Raw genomic sequence first — 13,773 nt, 5'->3', positions numbered from 1 at the left:
CGAGACGACGGGGTACTGCCGAAACAACGCCCCTTATCCAAGCCACTACAAGAAAAAGGGCGTTCGTTATGTTGCTTCGTCAGTTAAATATCGCTCCTCGGGCAGCCTTGGGGTTTGCCCTGATTGCCGTATTGGTCGCTTTGCTCGGCCTATTTGCCTTGGGACAAATGTCGAGCATCCGCGACAGCGAGGTGGCGGTGGAGAAACAATGGCTGCCGAGCATTCGTGGTGGTGACGAGATCCGCGAAATAATGCTGCGCATCCGTACTATTTCCCTGCGCATGGCCCTGGATCAGGATCCGAAGAACATTCCTGTCTACCGTGGCCAGATGGACACCCGCGACAAAGAGTTGAGCGAGAAGATTGCGGCTTATGATCAGTTGGTCAATACCGCAGAAGGCAAGGCCTTGTATGACCAGTTCAAAACCACCTTCGCGGCTTATCGCTCCGGTATTGCTCAATCGTTCTCCCTGGCCGAACAGGGTCGTGGTGACGAATTGACCAAGTTGCTGCTGGTCGACATGAAAACCGTGGTCGATGGCTCCGGCAAACAGCTCACTGACCTGGCGGATCTGTTCGCCAAACAAGTCGTCGCCGAGAGCCAGAAATCGGCAGCGCATTACGAAACATCGCGAATGATCGTCAGCCTGTTCATCGCATTGGCGGCGTTGGCCACTGTCGGCCTGGCGATGCTGCTGACCCGCAGTATCGTCAAGCCGTTGAACGAAGCGTTGAATGCCGCGGAAAACGTGGCACGAGGCGACCTGACTCGCCCCATCGAAACCCATGGCAACGATGAAGTAAGTCGCTTGCTCAAGGCGTTGGCGACCATGCAGCACAACCTGCGTGAAACCTTGCAAGGTATCAGCGGCTCGGCGGCGCAATTGGCGACAGCGGCTGACGAGTTGAATGCGGTCACGCTCGACAGCACTCAGAACCTGCAACAGCAGAACAACGAGATCGAACAAGCGGCGACGGCTGTCACTGAAATGACCACCGCGGTGGAGGAGGTCGCCCGCAACGCGGTGTCGACCTCCGACGCCACGCGCCAATCCAGTGAGTCCGCGCACGCGGGTCAGGAGCGGGTCAGCGAAACAGTCACGGCCATCGGCGCCCTTGCCAGCGATGTGCAGATCACTGGCACATTGGTGCAGTCCCTGGCCAACCAGTCTCAGGACATCGGCAAGGTTCTGGATGTGATTCGTGCGATTGCCGAGCAAACCAACTTGCTGGCCCTCAACGCCGCCATTGAAGCGGCGCGCGCCGGGGAAAGCGGTAGAGGTTTCGCGGTGGTTGCCGACGAAGTTCGCGCCTTGGCCTACCGCACGCAGCAATCGACTCAGGAAATCGAGCAAATGGTTCAGGGCATGCGCAGCGGCTCGACTCAGGCGCTGGATTCCATGCAGGCCAGCTCAACCCGTGCGGCCAGCACATTGGCCCTGGCCGAGCGTGCAGGCGAGGCGTTGCAGACCATCACCGCGTCGGTTCATCAGATCCACGAGCGCAATCTGGTAATCGCCAGCGCTGCCGAAGAACAGGCGCAGGTGGCACGTGAAGTCGACCGCAACCTGGTGAATATTCGTGATCTTTCGGTGCGATCTGCCGCCGGCGCGGATCAGACCAGCACCTCCAGCCAGGAGCTATCACAACTGGCTAATGCCTTGCAGGGCATGGTGCGGCGCTTCCAGCTTTAATTTTTTCCAGACGCAAAAAAGCCGCGCTTCTCGACGGAAAAGCGCGGCTTGGATCTCAGAGGCTTAGGCGCCGTCTTGGTCCTTCAAGTGCTCGAACAAGCCTTTTGGCATTTTCTTGCCATTGGCTTCGTAGTTGGCTTTCACGTTATCGAAAGCTTCTTGTTCGTCGATGAAACCGTCATGGTTGGTGTCGATCTTGTCGAAATTGGACTTTGGCGCGACTTTCAGGAATTCAGCACGGGATACCTTGCCGTCGCCATCCGTGTCGGTTTTAGCCATCGAGGCATCGCCACACTTGCCTTCGCCACATTTGCCTTCAGGGGTTTTCACGACCTGTTCGGCCGAGGCCAGCAGGTAGCCCTGCGTCAGAGGTTGCGAGGCGAACACAGAGCCGGACAACATCATGCCACCGGCCAAAACAGCGCCGAGCAGACCGATAGTGTTTTTGGTGGTACGGGACATTTCAATACTCCTGGGTTGCACGACACAACCGTTCGATAAAGGACGCCACGTCAGTGCGGCGATAAACCTGTGCAGGCGGGGTGCCTTGCTCGGGTGTGGCCATTTAGCGGGTGTGGTGTATCGCTACTGTGTCGCGCAAGGGGGGAGTTTGTAAGCGAAGGGGATGAAACGCGGGGGGAGATACAGTGAGACACACATCTCCAAATCAATGGAGATCAACTGTGGGAGTGAGCCTGCTCGCGATGGCGGTGTGTCAGGCGACATTGATGTCGACTGTTCAGACGCCATCGCGAGCAGGCTCGCTCCCACAGTTAGATTGGGGTTAGTGCAACTTGAGGCGCGGCTCAGTCCCGCGCCCGATCTTGCTGCCCAACATCAGCATCGCCGTGCGGAACGCGCCATACAGCGCCATCTGGTGCATGCGGTACAGCGATACGTAAAACATCCGCGCCAGCCAGCCTTCAAGCATCACGCTGCCGGTGAGGTTGCCCATCAAGTTACCCACCGCCGAAAAACGCGACAGCGAGATCAGTGAGCCGTAGTCGGTGTATTTGTACGCAGGCAGAGGTTTGCCTTCGATCCGCAGTTTCAGCGATTTGGCCAGCAACGAAGCTTGCTGATGCGCAGCCTGGGCGCGTGGCGGAACATTGCGATCGGTACCTGGCTGCGGGCAGGCCGCGCAGTCACCGAAGGCGAAGATGTTCTCGTCGCGGGTGGTTTGCAGGGTCGGCAGCACTTGCAGCTGATTGATCCGGTTGGTCTCCAGACCATCGATGTCCTTGAGGAAGCCCGGTGCACGAATCCCGGCGGCCCAGACTTTCAGGCTGGCGTTGATCACTTTGCCGTCGGCGGTAATCAGGCTGTCGGTCGTCACTTCACTGACCGCGGCATTGGTCATGACGTTAACGCCGAGTTTCTCCAAGGTTTTATGCACCGGCCCGCCGATACGTTCCGGCAGGGCGGGTAGCACCCGTGGTCCGGCTTCGATCAGCGTGATGTGCATGTTCTCTGGTTTGATCCGGTCCAGGCCGTAAGCCGCGAGTTCATGGGCAGCGTTGTGCAGTTCGGCGGCCAGTTCGACCCCGGTGGCACCGGCACCCACGATCGCCACGCTGATCTGCTCGACCTTGTCGGTTTGCCCGGCATGGGCGCGCAGGTAGTGGTTGAGCAATTGCTGGTGAAAGCGCTCGGCCTGTTTGCGGGTGTCGAGGAACAGGCAGTGTTGCGCTGCGCCCTGAGTGCCGAAATCGTTGGTGGTGCTGCCGACCGCGATCACCAGCGAGTCATAACCCACTTCGCGCGCCGGGACCAGTTCAATGCCGGCTTCGTCATAGGTGGCGGCCAGCTGGATTTTCTTCTGTGCGCGATCAAGCCCGCTCATGCGCCCCAGCTGGAACTCGAAGTGGTTCCATTTCGCCTGGGCAACATAGTTGAGTTCGTCTTCGGAAGAGTTTAGCGATCCGGCCGCCACTTCATGCAACAGCGGTTTCCAGATGTGGGTCAAGTTCGCGTCGACCAGCATCACACTGGCCGTGCCGCGTTTGCCCAGAGTCTTACCCAGACGGGTAGCCAACTCCAGACCGCCGGCGCCGCCGCCAACGATGACAATACGATGAGTCATGGGGATATCTCGCAAGGCTAAAAGAAATCGGTGCCATTACCCGAGCGAGCGCGATGCAGCTCATAGCGTCAGGTAACTGATAAGTCGGCTCAACAGGCCCAAACCAATGGTCACTGCCAACACCACCACCAGGAGCATCCACGGCCGGAAAGGCCGGCGCTCGACTTGGTGCTGGGACAGTTGCAGGTACTCTTCGACATGCTTTTGGTCGTCGGGGTTCAGGCGGCTGGTCATATTGGGCCTCGTCAGGGGTAGACGTTGCTAAATGTGTAGAAGCTACAAGCAGGCTGCTGTGTAACACGTTAGCCCACATTGAACGGAGCATAGCCGCTGGCCGGAATGGGCTCGACGCTCACCGTATCGTCCAGGCGAATGATTCCACTTTGTAACATTAGTTACCCCAAGCAGAAGTCCTGATATTTCTCCAAATCGACCCAAACACGCATAAATTTTTTTTGAGATGGGGCCGAGCCGGTCAAACGTCCCGGGTATTGGCGCAGGATGCCTGCCTGGGTCGATGGCAGAGCCGCGACTATCAAGCATCGCGCTCGACCACGCGCCGGTGGCAATCTGCCGGGGTCAATACCTTGCCCACTCTGGAACGGACCCTGATGGTCTCGACCGGCTCCGACAGGTCGCTGTCCAGCAGCACCGAATGACTCTCGCCCTTGCTGTAGAGGAAGCGCTCACCCCACTGGCGCATGCTGACCACTATGGGAAACACGGAGCGCCCCATCTCGGTTAAAACATACTCCTTGTAGGCACTGCCGTCGGACGCCGGTTGGACTTCGAATACGCCCAACTCGACCAACATTTTGAGTTTGACCGTAAGGATGTTTTTGGCAAGGCCAAGACGTTTCTGGAATTCACTGAAGCGGCGAACGTCATCGAAAGCGTCGCGGATGATCATCAACACCCAACGATCTCCGATAGCTTCAAGAGTCCGGGCCACAGGGCATTCGCTCTGTGCCAGTAGCTTTTGTCTGGCCATGACTCTCCAACCTTCCGGGGTAGATTGTTTATGAAAAAGTTCTAACGTCAGACGAAAATATTTTGAAATATCTAGTTGTATTTTAGAACCAGGTTTGCTAAAAATCAACGCATCGGTTTTCTTTAAAAACCACATACTTCCAAGGATGGAGTGATGACGCTGAACGCTCAAAAACCTTTGAAAATGGACTTCGAAGCCGAAAAATCAGCAGGCGGAGCCACTACCCTGCTACCTCAGGGGCGTGCAGCCACCACCCTCAGCCATTACCAGACACTTCTCTTCGCTATCACCTGCGCTATGGCCGTGGCCAATGTCTATTTCGCACAGCCGCTGCTGGAGTCCATGGCCGCCAGCCTGTCGGTTCCGCCCAGCGCTATCGGAGTGGTGGTCACTGCTACTCAGGCCGGATATGCGGTGGGGCTGCTTTTCATAGTCCCTCTGGGCGATCTGCTGAACCGCAAGAAACTCATCCTGACGCAGATGCTGATGTCGGCCGTAGCCCTGTGCGCAGTAGGACTGGCCCAAGGTTGGGGCATGCTGCTCGGCGCGATGGTGCTGGTCGGTCTGATGGCCGTCGTGGTTCAAGTGGTGGTCGCCTACGCTGCCACACTGGCGAGCCCTGACCAGCGAGGCCAAGCCATCGGAACGGTGACCAGTGGCGTAGTGCTGGGCATTCTGCTCGCCCGCTTCGTCTCTGGCGCGATGGCTGACCTGGCCGGATGGCGAGGCGTCTACTTCATGTCGGCAGCCTTGATGGTTGGCATGGCGTTGGTGCTGTACCGAACCATGCCGGCGTCGACAACGCCACCAGCCAAAGGCAGCTACTGGAAGTTACTGCGTTCGGTCTTCCAGTTGTATCTGACAGAACACACACTGCGCGTCAGAGGCACCTTTGCCCTGCTCATATTCGCCGCATTCAGTGTGTTGTGGACCGCAATGGTACTGCCGCTAAGCGCGCCTCCGCTGTCGCTTTCACATACCCAGATTGGCCTGTTCGGTCTGGCCGGAGTGGCTGGCGCGCTGGCCGCAGCACGGGCCGGGCGACTGGCCGACCAAGGGCTCGGCAATCGCACGACAGGCGTTGCTCTGGCGCTATTGACCTTGTCCTGGCTGCCAACCGCGTTTGTTGAAAGCTCATTGCTGGCCATGGTGGTGGGCGTAGTACTGCTGGACTTTGCCGTGCAAGCGGTGCATGTGACCAATCAGAGCCTGATCTTCGCGGCGCGGCCCGATGCGCAAAGCCGTCTGGTGGGCGCCTATATGTGTTTCTACTCAGTGGGTAGCGGTTTGGGCGCAATAGCTGCCACTTACACTTATGCTCACTTTGGCTGGGTGGCCGTTTGCCTGTTGGGTGCTGCCATCAGTGGGATAGCCCTGTTGTATTGGTTGTATCTGGAACTGACCTCCCGATAACTTCTTGATCGTCGAAAACTACTTTCCATTGTTTGCGAACTCTGGCGTGGAACTGTGTGCCTGCCACACAAACTTGAATATCAATATGAGGTATGTATGGCACTGCACACATTAACTATTACTTCGCATCAACTTGAATTTCAGCTACCGGTCAATGCCCCCTTCACGGATATAGAGTACGAGGCCGGAGGAAAAAACGTGATTCCTCTGGGGTGCCGCGTAGGGGCGTGTGGCGCCTGTCTGATCAGGGTTACATCAGGTATCGAGGCTTTGAATCCTCGGGATGACGATGAAGAGGCTTTTATCGAGGTACTGGGTTACAGCGGTGAAGAATACCGGCTGGCCTGTCAATGCCTGATAAGAGGTGAAGTGGCCATTGATATCATTGGCTGATAGTTGCTGTTGAAGTCTGTTAATTATTTAAAGCGTTTTAAATAAACTTAAAAGAGGCTTGTTTATGCTTAACCGTGTAAAGAATGTTGGCTATGGTGATCGCACTCCTTTTCTCAACGCCGCCGCTTCGGTGAATCTGCGCGGGGAAATTGACCAGATAATCGATCGCCAGGTAGAGCAATGGTACGAAACCGTACCTCAGGCCGCTCACCTGGAAGGCAAGGACGTGAACAGTCTGTATTACAAGCGTCACCTGATCGAAACAGCATGGCGCATCCGACTGCTGCGGGTTGCCGAAGCAAAAGCGCTGGTCGAAGTGGCCAAGGTCAGCCCGGAAGCTGCGCAGATCTGGGCCCACTACGAGCAGGAAGAGATGCTCCACGACGACCTGTTCATTCAGGACCTGGAACGAGTAGGCGTCAGCCGCGAGGAATTTCTCGCCACCGAACCCTACCTGTCCACCAAGCTGCTGGCCGGCTTCTTTTCGTACCTGCTGGACCATGAGGGACCGCTTGGCGTGGTCGCTTATTCCTACCTGGTTGAGTACGTCAACGTGAAGCTCGAACCGCGCAAGCTCGAAGCGCTCAAGTCTTCGATCGGCGAGACCAAGATTGTTGGCCAGGTTTCCCACTCGCATACCGACATCAATGATGACCACCCGGGTGAAGTCTGGGCGGCACTGCGCTTCCTGATCAAGGGCGAGCAGGACATCACTGCGCTGAAACGCTACCTCGAAGAGCACCAGAAGATCCTCGCGATGTACTTCAGCGAGCTGTACATCAACACCTTGGCCAAGCCGCAAGACAAGGCAGCTTAAGCCATGGAGCAGGCAATGAATTCAAACCGACCCGGTGTTTTGATCCTGAGCCACTGTGGCTTTTCTTTCCTGGAGGACTTGAAGGAGGAGCTCCGGCGACGGCAGCTCCGGTGTTTCGTACTGTCTTCATTGCCGCTTCCAGAACATGTGCCGACCCGGCTGGAAGAGATTCAGGCCTGGGCGGACCGGCTTTACACCTCCGACTCTCACCAGTTGAAGCTGGAGGATGTACAGAATGCTCTTCGGACCCTGCGCAAGTCGGGCGAGCAGGTCACGTGCTGCATCAGTGTATGGGAAGGCTATCGCCACCTGATGGCATCAGCCAACGCTTCGCTTGGTACTTATGACATTGATGCGCGGCAGGCACTGGCACTGCGTAACAAGCTTAAGGTGCGCAACCGGCTTGCCGAGGTGGGATTGTCGCAGACTAACGCCCATGCCCTGACTGCAGATCTGCTGGAATTGCTGAAGGTGCAGAACCAGCGCTATTTCATCAAGCCAATTCATGGGATCGCCTCCTATGCTGCATTTCCCATGCGCGAAGACACCACCTGGAATGCACTCGAGGAACTGCGGCTGGCCTCTGTCGAGGACACGGTGTATGCCTCGGCGTTCAACGATGGACTGGAGTTCATGGCGGAGAATTACATCCCCGGCCACGAATTCAGTTTCGAGACTCTGCTGGTCGATGGTCAGGTTCATGTCGTGGCCATCCATGAAAAATACGAAGTGACCGAGACCGCTGACACGGTGCTGGAGGACAGTTGCACCACGCCCCCGGTAAGCCTCGACCAGGCCCAGATCGTTGCGGGTCTGCACTGGCTCGAAAATGTACTGGGTTGCATGGATCTCAAGTGGGGCTGCTATCACGTGGAAGCGCGCTTCACCGGGCAGCACTGGGACCTGATCGAAATCAACCCGCGAGTCGGCGGCAGCCTGATCTCCCACAGCGTCGAGGCTGTTACCCACGGTCACAGCATGCTTTCACTGTGGTTGGACCTTCTGCTGGCCAGCCAGGACGATGCCCAGCCACGCAAAGATCTCGTGCAGCGTCTGGCTCAGTATGGCTGGCGTGCGGATGGCACGAGCGAACAGTCCGTGGCGACATTCTTTCGGGTCTATTTCGCGAAGCCGGGAACGCTGAGCTCAGTGACGCTGAACGAGTTGCCGCTCGACCCGGTCGTGCAGCACATCCTTTTGAAAGAAGGCGATGTGATTCCCGCACACGCCCGTGAAGTGTTTCTGGGCCAATTGTTGTGGACGTTCGAACGTGCCAAACGGGCATCGGAGCTTGAACGCCTGGTCAGCATTTCCGCCACCGCGCTGGATATCCGGTATCAGGCCGAAAGCCATTGAAAAATCGGTGAGCAATCGCCTGGAACATTACTGCTGTCCATGACCAACCCCACGGATGAGGATGACGAACATGCCGCTGCGCGCGCCTGTTTTGCTAATAGTGGACTACAACCTGAGCCGGATCGGCGATGTCCTGCACATGCGCGACTATGCGCGCAAGCAATGGGGTGCACAGACCTGGCTGGTCAGGGCCAATCCCCAGGACCATGACAAGGACATCAGCGACAGGGTGATCGATGCCGATCCTCTGGATCCCGACTTCATCAGTCATGCGCTGAGTCAGCTGGGCGATGACGCCGCCAGGATCACTGCCGGGATGGTTTTTTCCGACAACGCGGTGGCCAGTGGTGCAGCGCTGCTTGAACGGCTCGGGCTGCCTGTGGACGATGCACAACTTGCGCTTGGAGCATTTGACAAGCTGGCGTACCGCATCGCCGAACATCGCATCCGCCCCCTGCTGAACCAGCAGGGGGTCATGTTGCCGGACTTCGTGCGAATCGACTGCTTGAACGATGTGCGCAATTTTGCCGTCCGCCAGGATCGCGGTTTCGTGATCAAACCCGCTTGCGAAGGCAACAACCGCGGCGTGGTGATGGTGGCGCCGGGAGGTGACTGTGAGCAGGCCTTTTCGGAAGTCGCGCCTTATCTGGACAAGGGCGTGCTGGCAGAAGCGTTCATCACGTTTACCCGCGAGTATTCCTATGACGGCCTGGGGAATCTGTGGTTTGTCACCGAGAAAGTCAGCGCTACCGGGCGCTATCCCGTAGAAGTGGCGCAGATCCTGCCTGCCCGCCTGAGCGAGGAAGAGCAACTTGCCATTCGGGCGGCTGGCGAGCAGGTCAATCAACTGGTCGGACAGCGTATTGGTCCGTTTCACAACGAGATCAAGCTCAGCGATACCGGCTACAACACCGCAGTGATCGAGCCGAACCGTCGTCCCGGCGGTATGAAGATCTGGACGCTGGCGCATGCCGTTCATGGGCTTGACCTGTATGCGGCTTGGGTTGACTCGGTATTTGCCGGGCGTGTGCCGGATGAGCTGCCACCCGCCACCTGCAGCGCCGCCACGGTGATGTTCGGTGTGCCCTGCGACGTGACGCTCGACGTGGCCGAACTGGGCGATATACAGGCACTAGTCCAAGACGCGCTGGCCCTGGCGGCACAGTCTCTGGACCTGGCGAAAGAAGATATCGCCCTCATCGAGTGTGCGTGGATCGCTGGCGAGTCACGGCTGATCCATGCAATCCCCCGAGACAATAGCGACTTCGTGGCCCACGCATGCGTCGCGCTGCATGACGCGACCGTAGACATCCGCGATCTGGTGAGGGTGCTGCGCGAGCAGTGGCTGGTGGTCCTGAACCGGAGCCTGGCGTCCGAGCTTCTGTTCAAGGTTGCGTCCTGATCCCTATCTTTTACGCTTCGAGACCATTTGCATGAAAATTCTCATTCTTCACCGGGTCCCCTACCCGCGTATTGAGTATCACCGTGGCATCGACCATCAACAGCACGATGTTACTTACCTGGGAAAACAATCTGCGATCGATACGCTGCCGCCCGAACTGCGCTGCAACAGCGTAGTCCGGCCGGGGGTGGCCAGCGCCCACGATGAGGCACTGGAGTGGCTGGCACAGTTTCCACAAAGCTTTGATCGGATCATCTCGATGTCCGAGTACGAATTGCTCGACGCTGCGCGCTTGCGCGAAGCGCTGAACGTCGAAGGTGCTTCGCTGGAGGCGGTGAACCTGGCGCGCAACAAGCTGGACATGAAGGCGGCGGTCCAGGCCCGTCAGCTGCGAGTGCCGCGCTTCATGTCGCTTGATTGCTATCTGGCGCTTCAGGGGCAGGTGCCGTGGCACGGGGCAACCGTGCTCAAGCCCCACAGTGGCGCATCGAGCATGGATGTCAGCATTCACCAGCAGCCCACTCGCGCCTTTGATGAAATCAGTCGCAAGATCAGCGAGCTGTCCTTGTGTATCGAAGATTTTCAGGTCGAAGAATATATCAGTGGCCCCATCCGTCATTTCGACGGCCTGGTACAGAACGGCCGAATCCTCACCATGCTGTCCAGCCAATACGTAGGAACATGCCTGGACTATATGGAGCGCGGCCATCCACTGGGTTCCTGGCACCTGGAGACCACCGCGCCGATGCAAGCATGGGTCGGCGCCGCGCTGGAAGCAGTGCAAATTCGCAACGGCGCGTTCCATCTGGAGGCAATCATGGAAGGTGACGAACCGGTGTTCCTCGAGGTCGGAAATCGGGTGGGCGGCGCCGATGTGGTAGCGACCTACGAGTTGGCCACCGGTATCCACATGCCGTCGCTGGAGTTGCGCATCCACGTTGAGGGCGAGCTGGATATCGCGCATCTGACCGAGCGGCAGCCAAACCTGGGCTTCGGCTGGTTTGTATTCCCCGGGCACACCCACCGAGAGCGGATCTATTACGGCCTGGACGGCGCAGACGAACTGCGGGCAAGCCCATTCGTCGTGCAATGGAACGAACTGCAACCGGGCGCGCTACTGCCGGAGCACGTGACTTATTCGGCCTTCGAGGCACCCCTGGCAGGCATCGTCAGGACTGCAGAACCGCAACAGACCCAGGCCTGGATGCAAGCGCTGTTTTCCCGAGTGAGCCTCGCCGAAAACCTGACGTCCGTAGCGTGACAAAGCCCACCATCATTAAGGCAACTCATCAATGAAACCACTGCACGTAGTGTTGGCTGTACTGATCACGGCAATCTGGGGTGTCAATTTCTCGGTGATCAAACTGGGGCTGGCAACCGTAGATCCGTTCATCCTGGCGGGCATCCGCTTCAGTCTCTGTGCGTTACCGGCGATCTTCTTCATCCGCAAACCCGATGTGCCGTGGCGCTACATCATCGGCTATGGACTGGTGTTCGGCATCGGTCTGTGGGGCGTGGTAAACCTGGGCATCAAGGCCGGACTCTCGGCAGGGATCGCCTCGCTGGTGCTGCAGTTCAGCGCGTTCTTCACGATCCTGCTGGGCGGGTGGGTGTTCAAGGAAGCACTGACACGCTTTCAGCTGCTGGGGATGCTGATCGCATTCGGCGGGCTCCTGTGCATCATCATGATCAGCGATGGCTCGGTCAGCCTGCCAGGCGTGCTTCTGGTGCTGGTTGGCGCGGCCTCATGGAGCGTCGCCAATATCATCAACAAGAAGGCCAGCACCAAGGATGTCTTTGGTTTTCTGGTCTGGTCCAGCGCCTTCGCGCCGATCCCGTTGTTCGCCCTCGATTACGCGGTAAACGGCAGCGCCGGCTATACCACGTTCGTCAATCAGGTCGACACGACCGCCGTGCTTTCGATTCTGTTTCAGGTCTACCCCAATACCCTGTTCGCCTACTGGATATGGAACTCGCTGCTCAAGACTTATCCGGTCTCGACGGTAGCGCCACTGTCGTTGCTGGTGCCGATCTTCGGCATGCTCGGTTCTGTTTTCGTATTCAACGAAAGTGTGCCGCTGAGCAAAGTACTGGCGGTGGTTCTGATTGTGCTCGGCCTGGCCGTAGGCCTCTATGGACAGCGTATTTTCAATGCTGTGTTCGCGCATCCTGCGCGTACTTCAATATGAATCGACAGGGAGTTGGTATGAGTCTGGGAAGACGTGATTTCATGGGTGCGGCTGTTGGAGCGACTCTGATCGGAGGCAGCATGATCGCAGGCGTGGCTGGCGCACAGGTGGGCAATTTGCCTGTTCAGGATGACTCTGTAGCGACACTGGACCCCAACGACTGGGCATCCGTGCGTGCGCAGTTCAAGCTGTCTCCGGAGTTTGTGCACATTTCCAACTTCTTTCTTGCCTCCAACCCGAAGCCCGTGCGCGATGCGATGGCCCGTCACCGGCAGGCATTCGATGAAAACCCCTACACCTACCTGGAAGACAATATGTTTGCCAGGCCCGAGGAGATGGTCTGGCGCAAGGTCTGCGCAACAGCGGCAGACTATACCGGCGGACGGGCCGAGGACATCGCACTGACGACCAGTACCACGCAGGGCCTGGCGATGGTCTACAACGGTCTCAAACTGACACCCGACCAGGAAATCCTGACGACCAACCACGAGTGGTACACCCACGACGAGGCCATGCGCCTGGCTGTCGTCAAATGGGGCGGGAGCGTGAGACGAATTGACCTCTACGAACAGCCCGAGGATGTCAGTGTTGACGCAATCGTCGCCCGCATTGAAGCAGCCATCAGGCCCTCGACCCGGATCCTGGCAATGACCTGGGTGCATTCGGGCAGCGGGGTGCGTTTACCGGTGCAGGAGATAGGTGCACTCGTGGCGCGAGTCAATCAGGATCGCTCCGAGGCAGACAGAATCATCTATGTGATCGACGGTGTGCACGGCTTCGGCTGTTCCGAGGCCCAAGTCGCCAGCCTGGGTTGCGACTTTTTCAGCGCAGGGACGCACAAGTGGATCCTTGGCCCGCACGGTACGGGCCTGGTCTGGGCCCGTGAAGGTCAGTGGGCACAGATCACGCCAACCATTCCCACCATCATGGCAGCCGAGCCCGCCAATGCCTGGCGCCAACAGCGCGCCCCTCAGGGAGATACACAGGGTGCATGGGTCAGTCCCGGAGGCTTTCTGGCGTTCGAAAACCAATGGGGCGTGATCGAAGCGTTCGAGTTCGTCAAGCAGATCGGCCGCAAGCGCATTGCTGACCGCGTCGCTGAACTCAATGGACAGCTGAAGGAAGGATTGTCGAAGCTGCCCAATGTGCATCTGCATACGCCCCAGTCTGCGCAGTTCTCCGCTGGAATCGTCTGCTGTGATGTAAAAGGCTGGGCTCCCAAAGATGTGGTGGCCAGACTAAAGGCGCAGAAGATCATCGCCAGTGCCACACCCTACCGCCATTCGACAGTACGGTTCTCCGCCGGGATCATCAACACGCCGGAAGACATCGACAAGACCCTCAGAGTGATGCGCACTCTAGCCTGACACCCAGCCCGGATCGACGCCAGCCTCATGCACTTGCAGAACTGTGGCGCAGTCGCTGGCGTCAAGAA

At 58.1% G+C, this 13,773-nt stretch carries 13 protein-coding genes and 1 pseudogene; 9 read left to right on the top strand and 5 right to left on the bottom strand.

Annotation, left to right across the window (positions count from 1 at the left end; genetic code table 11):
* The first annotated feature begins 68 nt into the window (after positions 1 to 68).
* Positions 69 to 1,694: a methyl-accepting chemotaxis protein gene (locus ACYZTW_RS28860; RefSeq protein WP_462002762.1), complete on the top strand. Its 1,626-nt coding sequence runs from the start codon at positions 69 to 71 to the stop codon at positions 1,692 to 1,694.
* 63 nt (positions 1,695 to 1,757) lie between these two features.
* On the opposite strand, the gene ACYZTW_RS28855 is transcribed toward ACYZTW_RS28860, so the two are convergent.
* The 5 genes and pseudogenes from ACYZTW_RS28855 to ACYZTW_RS28835 all read right to left on the bottom strand — a co-directional run bounded on the left by ACYZTW_RS28855 (position 1,758) and on the right by ACYZTW_RS28835 (position 4,768).
* The gene (locus ACYZTW_RS28855) at positions 1,758 to 2,156 is read right to left on the bottom strand and encodes an HvfA family oxazolone/thioamide-modified RiPP metallophore (protein WP_462002761.1); all 399 of its coding nucleotides are present in this window, start codon (positions 2,154 to 2,156) and stop codon (positions 1,758 to 1,760) included.
* Positions 2,157 to 2,478: 322 nt separating this feature from the next.
* Positions 2,479 to 3,777, bottom strand: a complete 1,299-nt coding sequence (locus ACYZTW_RS28850) for an NAD(P)/FAD-dependent oxidoreductase (RefSeq protein ID WP_462002760.1) — start codon at positions 3,775 to 3,777, stop codon at positions 2,479 to 2,481.
* Between the two features lie 60 nt (positions 3,778 to 3,837).
* Positions 3,838 to 4,011 carry a DUF3094 domain-containing protein gene (locus ACYZTW_RS28845; RefSeq protein WP_008154890.1) on the bottom strand — a complete coding sequence of 58 codons (174 nt, stop codon included), beginning with the start codon at positions 4,009 to 4,011 and terminating at the stop codon, positions 3,838 to 3,840.
* Between the two features lie 68 nt (positions 4,012 to 4,079).
* Positions 4,080 to 4,169 (bottom strand): annotated as a pseudogene (locus ACYZTW_RS28840) (MOSC domain-containing protein); the annotation flags it as partial.
* 143 nt (positions 4,170 to 4,312) lie between these two features.
* Positions 4,313 to 4,768, bottom strand: coding sequence for a winged helix-turn-helix transcriptional regulator (locus ACYZTW_RS28835; RefSeq protein WP_462002759.1), 456 nt, complete (start codon positions 4,766 to 4,768; stop codon positions 4,313 to 4,315).
* Positions 4,769 to 4,921: 153 nt separating this feature from the next.
* On the opposite strand from ACYZTW_RS28835, the gene ACYZTW_RS28830 reads away from it, so the two are divergent.
* From ACYZTW_RS28830 to ACYZTW_RS28795, 8 genes are all read left to right on the top strand, one after another.
* Complete coding sequence (locus ACYZTW_RS28830) at positions 4,922 to 6,181, top strand: MFS transporter (RefSeq protein WP_462002758.1); 1,260 nt, start codon at positions 4,922 to 4,924, stop codon at positions 6,179 to 6,181.
* Between the two features lie 96 nt (positions 6,182 to 6,277).
* A complete protein-coding gene (locus tag ACYZTW_RS28825) occupies positions 6,278 to 6,574 on the top strand; it encodes a 2Fe-2S iron-sulfur cluster-binding protein (protein ID WP_462002757.1) in 297 nt (98 codons plus the stop codon).
* A gap of 64 nt (positions 6,575 to 6,638) precedes the next feature.
* Positions 6,639 to 7,391 (top strand): hypothetical protein, encoded by a 753-nt coding sequence (locus tag ACYZTW_RS28820; RefSeq protein WP_462002756.1) that lies wholly within the window; start codon positions 6,639 to 6,641, stop codon positions 7,389 to 7,391.
* Between the two features lie 15 nt (positions 7,392 to 7,406).
* Entirely contained in the window at positions 7,407 to 8,747 is a 1,341-nt protein-coding gene (locus ACYZTW_RS28815) for an ATP-grasp domain-containing protein (RefSeq protein ID WP_462002755.1), read from the top strand.
* Between the two features lie 70 nt (positions 8,748 to 8,817).
* Positions 8,818 to 10,149, top strand: a complete 1,332-nt coding sequence (locus ACYZTW_RS28810) for an ATP-grasp domain-containing protein (protein WP_462002754.1) — start codon at positions 8,818 to 8,820, stop codon at positions 10,147 to 10,149.
* A gap of 31 nt (positions 10,150 to 10,180) precedes the next feature.
* Entirely contained in the window at positions 10,181 to 11,410 is a 1,230-nt protein-coding gene (locus ACYZTW_RS28805) for an ATP-grasp domain-containing protein (RefSeq protein ID WP_462002753.1), read from the top strand.
* 31 nt (positions 11,411 to 11,441) lie between these two features.
* Positions 11,442 to 12,338, top strand: a complete 897-nt coding sequence (locus ACYZTW_RS28800) for an EamA family transporter (protein WP_462002752.1) — start codon at positions 11,442 to 11,444, stop codon at positions 12,336 to 12,338.
* A gap of 17 nt (positions 12,339 to 12,355) precedes the next feature.
* Positions 12,356 to 13,705: an aminotransferase class V-fold PLP-dependent enzyme gene (locus ACYZTW_RS28795; RefSeq protein WP_462002751.1), complete on the top strand. Its 1,350-nt coding sequence runs from the start codon at positions 12,356 to 12,358 to the stop codon at positions 13,703 to 13,705.
* Positions 13,706 to 13,773: the final 68 nt, after the last annotated feature.

It is taken from the genome of Pseudomonas sp. LB3P25 (genome assembly GCF_054897985.1).
Note: the sequence above shows the minus strand (reverse complement) of the source record. Positions and strands in the feature narration are given on the sequence as shown.

What these genes read in the sequence shown, in the direction of transcription:
- ACYZTW_RS28860 (WP_462002762.1), top strand. Translation starts at nt 69, where the DNA reads ATGTTGCTTCGTCAGTTAAATATCGCTCCTCGGGCAGCCTTGGGGTTT.
- ACYZTW_RS28855 (WP_462002761.1), bottom strand. Translation starts at nt 2,156, where the DNA reads ATGTCCCGTACCACCAAAAACACTATCGGTCTGCTCGGCGCTGTTTTG.
- ACYZTW_RS28850 (WP_462002760.1), bottom strand. Translation starts at nt 3,777, where the DNA reads ATGACTCATCGTATTGTCATCGTTGGCGGCGGCGCCGGCGGTCTGGAG.
- ACYZTW_RS28845 (WP_008154890.1), bottom strand. Translation starts at nt 4,011, where the DNA reads ATGACCAGCCGCCTGAACCCCGACGACCAAAAGCATGTCGAAGAGTAC.
- ACYZTW_RS28835 (WP_462002759.1), bottom strand. Translation starts at nt 4,768, where the DNA reads ATGGCCAGACAAAAGCTACTGGCACAGAGCGAATGCCCTGTGGCCCGG.
- ACYZTW_RS28830 (WP_462002758.1), top strand. Translation starts at nt 4,922, where the DNA reads ATGACGCTGAACGCTCAAAAACCTTTGAAAATGGACTTCGAAGCCGAA.
- ACYZTW_RS28825 (WP_462002757.1), top strand. Translation starts at nt 6,278, where the DNA reads ATGGCACTGCACACATTAACTATTACTTCGCATCAACTTGAATTTCAG.
- ACYZTW_RS28820 (WP_462002756.1), top strand. Translation starts at nt 6,639, where the DNA reads ATGCTTAACCGTGTAAAGAATGTTGGCTATGGTGATCGCACTCCTTTT.
- ACYZTW_RS28815 (WP_462002755.1), top strand. Translation starts at nt 7,407, where the DNA reads ATGAATTCAAACCGACCCGGTGTTTTGATCCTGAGCCACTGTGGCTTT.
- ACYZTW_RS28810 (WP_462002754.1), top strand. Translation starts at nt 8,818, where the DNA reads ATGCCGCTGCGCGCGCCTGTTTTGCTAATAGTGGACTACAACCTGAGC.
- ACYZTW_RS28805 (WP_462002753.1), top strand. Translation starts at nt 10,181, where the DNA reads ATGAAAATTCTCATTCTTCACCGGGTCCCCTACCCGCGTATTGAGTAT.
- ACYZTW_RS28800 (WP_462002752.1), top strand. Translation starts at nt 11,442, where the DNA reads ATGAAACCACTGCACGTAGTGTTGGCTGTACTGATCACGGCAATCTGG.
- ACYZTW_RS28795 (WP_462002751.1), top strand. Translation starts at nt 12,356, where the DNA reads ATGAGTCTGGGAAGACGTGATTTCATGGGTGCGGCTGTTGGAGCGACT.